This is a genomic window from Tritonibacter litoralis (genome assembly GCF_009496005.1).
Lineage (GTDB): Bacteria > Pseudomonadota > Alphaproteobacteria > Rhodobacterales > Rhodobacteraceae > Epibacterium > Epibacterium litoralis.
This window is the reverse complement of the sequence record NZ_WIBF01000002.1, coordinates 414,828-420,827: the sequence shown is the minus strand read 5'-3', so window position 1 is coordinate 420,827 and position 6,000 is coordinate 414,828. Positions and strand designations below refer to the sequence as shown.

At 54.6% G+C, this 6,000-nt stretch carries 5 protein-coding genes and 3 pseudogenes; 4 read left to right on the top strand and 4 right to left on the bottom strand.

Features of this window, described 5'->3' with window-relative positions:
- Nucleotides 1-79 precede the first annotated feature (79 nt).
- Together GFB49_RS06270 and GFB49_RS06265 are read left to right on the top strand one after the other, a co-directional pair.
- A pseudogene (locus tag GFB49_RS06270) lies at nucleotides 80-909 on the top strand (pirin family protein); the annotation flags it as partial.
- 242 nt (nucleotides 910-1,151) lie between these two features.
- Nucleotides 1,152-1,517, top strand: a complete 366-nt coding sequence (locus GFB49_RS06265; protein ID WP_153214968.1) for a hypothetical protein — start codon at nucleotides 1,152-1,154, stop codon at nucleotides 1,515-1,517.
- Nucleotides 1,518-1,740: 223 nt separating this feature from the next.
- Here GFB49_RS06265 and GFB49_RS06260 read toward each other — a convergent pair whose 3' ends face one another.
- From GFB49_RS06260 to GFB49_RS06245, 4 genes are read right to left on the bottom strand one after another with little or no spacing between them, the layout of a single operon-like run.
- A complete protein-coding gene (locus tag GFB49_RS06260) occupies nucleotides 1,741-2,469 on the bottom strand; it encodes a cell division cycle protein 123 family protein (protein WP_153214967.1) in 729 nt (242 codons plus the stop codon).
- A gap of 9 nt (nucleotides 2,470-2,478) precedes the next feature.
- Complete coding sequence (locus GFB49_RS06255) at nucleotides 2,479-3,036, bottom strand: SMI1/KNR4 family protein (RefSeq protein ID WP_194269276.1); 558 nt, start codon at nucleotides 3,034-3,036, stop codon at nucleotides 2,479-2,481.
- Nucleotide 3,037: 1 nt separating this feature from the next.
- On the bottom strand, nucleotides 3,038-3,916 hold the full coding sequence (locus GFB49_RS06250) for an HNH endonuclease (RefSeq protein WP_153214965.1): 879 nt from the start codon (nucleotides 3,914-3,916) through the stop codon (nucleotides 3,038-3,040).
- A complete protein-coding gene (locus GFB49_RS06245; protein ID WP_153214964.1) occupies nucleotides 3,913-4,332 on the bottom strand; it encodes a hypothetical protein in 420 nt (139 codons plus the stop codon). The genes GFB49_RS06250 and GFB49_RS06245 overlap by 4 nt, the downstream gene beginning before the upstream one ends.
- Before the next feature lie 381 nt (nucleotides 4,333-4,713).
- On the opposite strand from GFB49_RS06245, the pseudogene GFB49_RS06240 reads away from it, so the two are divergent.
- Nucleotides 4,714-5,185 (top strand): annotated as a pseudogene (locus GFB49_RS06240) (tyrosine-type recombinase/integrase).
- A gap of 212 nt (nucleotides 5,186-5,397) precedes the next feature.
- Nucleotides 5,398-5,663, top strand: a pseudogene (locus tag GFB49_RS21460) (transposase); the annotation flags it as partial.
- Nucleotides 5,664-6,000: the final 337 nt, after the last annotated feature.

The following is a 6,000-nucleotide window of genomic DNA, read 5'->3' as shown; positions in this document are numbered from 1 at the left end:
CGTTTCAGTCCCATAGTTCGTCTCCTTTTCTGCAATAAATGCTATCAAAGGAGCGGCATCAAACCGCGACAGTTCCAGGCCGTTTATCTTTTTTGACCAGATGGGCCCGGCTGAATTCATCACAGAAGGTGGTATTGATGTGCGCCCCCATCCGCATATCGGCCTTGGAACCGTCACCTATCTTTATGATGGTGAGTTCGAACATCGCGACAGCCTTGGCACGCACCAGATGATCTATCCGGGCGAAGTGAATTGGATGGTTGCGGGCAGGGGGGTACGCATTCCGAACGCACCAGTGAAGAAACCCGCGCCAAGCGCAATCGGCTGTTTGGTATTCAGACATGGATTGCGCTGCCCAAAGATCGTGAAGATATGGCGCCGGACTTTGAGCACCACAAGAATGCGGCGCTGCCAGAATTGCAAGACACGGGTATTCAGGCAAAACTAATTCTCGGTTCCGCTTATGGTAAATCCAGCCCAGTGACGATGCAGTCTGAAACATTCTATGTCGATGTTATTCTTGCGCCAGCTGCGCATTTCCCGTTGCCGGACGATCAGGAAGATCGCGGGATATACGTCACTGAAGGATCGGTCGAAATAGCGGGTGACGTCTTTGAAGCCGGGCAAATGATGGTCTTCCGACCGGGTGACAAATTCAGCGCTCGAGTAGGCGAAAAGGGCGCGCGTCTTATGGCACTGGGTGGTGCCACATTGAGCGAAGAGCGGTATATCTGGTGGAACTTCGTTTCCTCATCCCGAGACAGGATAGAGGAAGCAAAAGAGGCCTGGAAGGCAGCGGACTGGTCAAAGGGCCCGTTTCAATTGCCGCTGGGTGACGATGCCGAACATATCCCAATAACGCCCGAGCTTGAGAGCACTTTGCCAGGTGAGAAGAAAACGAGTCTGTAACCTGAAGTCTCGCTGGGAAATGTAGGCTGAGGCCAAGAATAGGTCGTCTAAACAAGGACTTGGGGTTGATCGCTTGAAGCAATGATCCAACTAATTGCGGAAATGAGAAACACTAATCCGATCTGGTTAGGCCCGCGTTCCCCGGATTGCTGCTATAGCTTCTTCGGCGTTGGCCGCAGTTCCCGCTGTTGGGGAGCTTTAAAGAAAGGAGATGCAGAAGGCTCAGAACTTTGGCTAGGCGGGTGTCCCAGTTAAGCGGTATTGAACCGCCCGTTGTTTTCCACAGTCCTGAACCTTACTTCTGGGTCTCCAGCAAGCAAGTGGTGGTTCAGTACAGCGTGCATGTTGATCACCAGTCGATGAGAGTTTGGACCTGCGTGCAATTGGCACTGGACTACCGAGGCCGCGTTCAGGCGCTGGTGCTGGCAGACACAATTGGAGGAGTTCAGCTGCCAAGCAGAGTTGACAGAATTGCTCCTGTTATCGAGACGCTGAAAACAGTCGGCGAGGCGCAAGTGGCCTTGGGCGCGCATTTCCGAAACCTTGACCAGATTTCCGAGCATTTCCACCGTGAGATTTCAGCCTTCAGTAACCAGATCAAGTCGTAAGGGCTTTATGGTCACGATGAGCGGAGAACACTCTCTTATCAAATACCGTCAATTGGATCCATAGGCGCTGACGTCAGGCACCTCTTGCCGTCGCTCTACTCTGACGAAGTGAAAAGAACCGAGCTCAACCCTTCCGCGCTTGAAAAAAACGCTTTTTTCATTTCGTTTACACGGTTGCTGTAAGGATGCTTAGATGAGCTGGGAGTTTGGCGACCCTTTGAGCCTACTGTACAAAACGAATGCTGCCATCAAACCCGGCTGGTGTGTTCCAGTCGAACAGACATGCATCGGTGCGCGGTAAAAACGGATTAAGCTCGATCAACGTTGCCTTCAACTGCTCATCTTTTTTGTATACGTAGACATCTGCCACAGTCGATTCGACATGCAGCGCATCCATAAGGGGCTCCGCCAACGCGCCGATGGCCGTTGCAACGTGCCCGATGTGCGTTGCCATGTCTGGAAAGCGTACCCGCCAATTGTATTGCGAGACACCTATGATCCGTTTGTTTTTTATGAAGATCCGGAATTCGCTTTCGGGGGGTATGTCCAGCCATTCCCGTAGATGCAATACCACCGGCTGGCCCGAATTGATGTAGGCCGCAATAGCACGCCCAACACGAGTGTGGTCCTGGGTGATCGTGTACATCACACCGCGCACACCGTGCGATGGCAAATGAGCGGCCTGTGTTCCTTTCCAACTACAAAAACCGATACGGGGCATGATGCCATTAGGAAAAGTCGCTACGCGTGCAGCAAGTTCAGTTTGGAATTGTTTTGTCCAGCCGGGCACCAAAGGCGCGACGCAATTCTGCCGAAACCAGCTTGAGGCCATTCCCAGAGTGACAGTGTCCGCAAGCGACAACTCAATGCTGACGCCGGGTAGAGACAGGTCGCGCAAGTCTTGCCGCCAATGTTCAATAAAAGTCTCGCGGACCGCCAGTGGAAGGAACATCGGATCGTTTCAGAGCACCAGCTGCACGGCGGAAGCCTGTTGTTTGGCGTTCTCCCAGACGCGGCGTCCAACCGCGCTGTCGGGGGCTTCGATGATGCGGTCCAACATGTCGGCGAAATCTTTGGCCAGTGGCAAAAACCGCGAGGCGTCGTTTTCCGCAAGTCCCCAGGGATAACTGGTGTGCGGCCACATATATATGGCGCCGCGGGTATCCGGCATGAGGCTCATCACGATCTGAAACCCGCCCTCGGCATCACCGATGAACAGCACATCACGTGGCGTTGCGTCGCCGTAGATCTCGCCTTTGGCGTGGGCTTCCACCTGTGTCCAGTCATACAGTTCGAACAGGACGGCAGGGTCTTCGCCATATGCGGCTTTTGTCGCTGGATAGGCCAAAGGCAAGTCGTTCGGCCATGGGAACCCCCCTCCGTATCTTAGCATAAAGCTGCGGTAGGGCTCCGACACTTGCTGCCCCTGTGCCTGCTCAAAGGCCGCAACTCGTGCAGCGCGTTCTGAGGGATCGGCCAAGGGTACGTCTCGGCGTGGGTAGATGAATATGTCGGTCATCTCAGAAGTCTCCTGATCGGCTGCCTGAGCCATAGAGCGCATTTCCCCCCATGTGGGGCGAGCCTGCGCCTTGCCCGGTGCCGTGCATGTTGGAGGGGATCAGCTGCATTGTCACACCATCTTCGTTGTGGTGCCATGTATGATTTGGGGGCCTTCGCCAGCCGGGAATTTGCGCGCCCATGGCCTCGTCGGCCAAACGGAAGTCGGTTCGGCGGGCGCCGGTCATGGGGATATCCACCTCAGAGCGGATCGACACGCCGTTAAAGGTTTGTGTGTGCACATGGCTGCTGTAGTCGGGAAAGCCGTTCTTGTATGTGATCGGCGGCCCGCCGTTGTTGGGGGTAAAGACCCCATCACCCCGTCCTTCAGGCGGCTGCCAGGTTCCGCTTTGGCTTGGTGTGTTCTTGTATTGTGGCCCCTTCTGCAAGGCGGCAGCATCTAGACATTCCTTGGTCCCGTTGCAACTTCTCAGCGCGGCCTTGTATGCGGCATCGTTGTTTTTTACGATGTCGTCCCAATATTTCAGCGCTGTTTCCTTGGTCTTGTTAAATCCTCGCGCTACGCCTGTGCTCAGAACATCAAGGCTGCGCCGCAACGTATTTAGTCGGTCGGCGATCTTGGCAGCCTTGGCCCCATCACCAAACACCGGGATGAATCCCACCGCATCCAACAGGGCACCGCCCCAATCGCCCCGCCACAACGACCGCCCCAACGCGGCCACATCCGCCGCTGTGCCGAATGGCGGTGGCAATGCCCCTGCCGCAGCGAACCCACCCTCTACAGCGAGATCGGCATATTGGCTGCTCATGTTCTGCAGCGAAGAATAGTCATCCTTCAGCTTGCCGTGGTCCACCCCAGCGTTGCCCAGTGCCTGACTCATGCGAGCCACTCCTTAAGAATGCCGTTTTCTATGGGGTACCAGAAACGGTCATCTGAACCGATGATCGCTTCGGCAGCCTGTTCCTGGTCGACCTGGTAAAAGGCTTCTACTCGGGACATATCATTGCGGGACGTGTCCTGAACCACATCAACGAACCCTGGGAAAACAAAAAAGTTTGCGCCGACTTTCCACATGAGCGAGATGAAATGTGCCTGCGCCTCCGAGTCAGATAGCCCGTAACGCCGCGCCCAGTGACGCCCGTTGATCACCATCTCACGTTTCCCTTGGTTCGAAACCGCCCAATAAAACTGTTGTAACTGCGTACGCATGACCTGCTCAACATACCATTCGGCAAAGTCCGGATCCTTTTGAACTCTAGCCTGTTGAACTTGGCGACTGATCTGCAATCCGACCATGACAAAAAACCGTATAACATTCCATAAACAGCATTAGTTTTCTCTGTACTTGGTTGCAACCTTAATTACTCAAACCGAGTTGAAAAACACGTTAGGCGAGCTATGCTAGAAGGCTGGTGACGCCCTAATCGGGCAGCGTTGTGAATTTGTTCGACCCGGTCGTTAAATGCTGCGTTTCTGTTCAGCTAGTGGTTTGCAAGTTTCAAGGCAGCGAGAGAAGAATTGCTGTTGTAGAATGTTTCCTGCCCCGCGCAACGGCAAAGCCAATGCACGACTTAGGTTCCAAGCCGACCTCGGACGCATCGCAACATCATGTGATGTAATGTCTTTTCAGCGTCGGGTTGTTGATGTGGGAGGGCGTGATGGATCGGAGGGTCTATCATGGAAACACCAAACTCACCCGATATCCGCGCGCTGCGCGCAGCCAGGAACAAAGGCTGGCGCGTCGGCCAGAAAAGACGGCTCAAACCCAAACACGTCTGGGCGATCAGGGGGCGGCTGGAGCTGGCCAAGAACCACCGTGATCTGGCCCTCTTTTATCTTGCCATCGACAGCAAGCTGCGCGGCTGCAATCTCGTAAAGATGAAAGTGGGCGATTTCACGAACGGCTTCACATCCCAATCGGCAGTACGCTCGGATAGTGCGAGAGTGGGTATCATCCATTGGTCTGGAGGCCAGCGCCTATGGCACGCACTCGATTAGGCGAACGAATGTGACCCAAATCTACGAGAAGACCGGCAACCTGCGGGCGGTCCAGCTCCTATCAGGGCATATTAAGATGGACAGCACAATCAGATACCTTGACGTTGAGCTTGAAGGTGCACTGACCCTCTCCGAAGTCGTTGAAATCTGAAGGGTTTGGGCTGTCTTCACGGGTGGCCCAAAACTGCCGTTGAGTGGCGCCTCCACGCAAAGCGACGTCATCTGCGATTGCAGACATTCACGGTATGCGCAAAAGTCTGAGGTGAAGTTGCTGAATGATTTTAGAGCAGTGCGATCTAGGATCAGAACCGCTTGATTTCCGCCCTATGACGTGATTCACGTTTCGAAAACCAAGCGGTGAACATGTCTGATGTTTTCTGGCTCAGCGAAGCGCAGATGGCACGCCTTGAGCCCTTTTCCCGAAGTCCCATGGTAAGCTGCGTGTTGATGATAGGCGGAAAATAAAATGGTCCGGGGGACGGTTTCCCCGCTGTACCTTCATCAAGCGCAATGGCTTAAGGTAGCGCGATGCTCCAAAAGCATACGGGCCACACGGTCGAAGGCGGCCTTCGCTCCGGGGGGCGAAAGCCCCGGAAACACTCGACAACTGTTGGAAGCGATCGAGCGACAAGGAAGGGTATCTTTGCGCAGTTGATGGTGGATTTGCAGACGCCGGGTTGGAACCCTCCGTCGGAACCGTTGGCGTCAGTTATGAGTTCAAGTCGGTCCGCACGGCGGATCAGTCTTTCCAAAGTCTCCTTATCCGGCGCCGAGGCAGTGATCCCAAACTGCAGCTGCGCTGGAACGTGCAGACACTCGCCGCAAGCACAGCTTGCAATCGGGCTCAAACGTTTCAAACGCGGACGAAGTTGGCGTTCGTTGCACCAGCTTGAAGCGAGTTGCGTCGGCTAAATTGATGGCAGAACTGATGGAATGTCGTGTTGTGTATCGATGCAAAAAACGCAG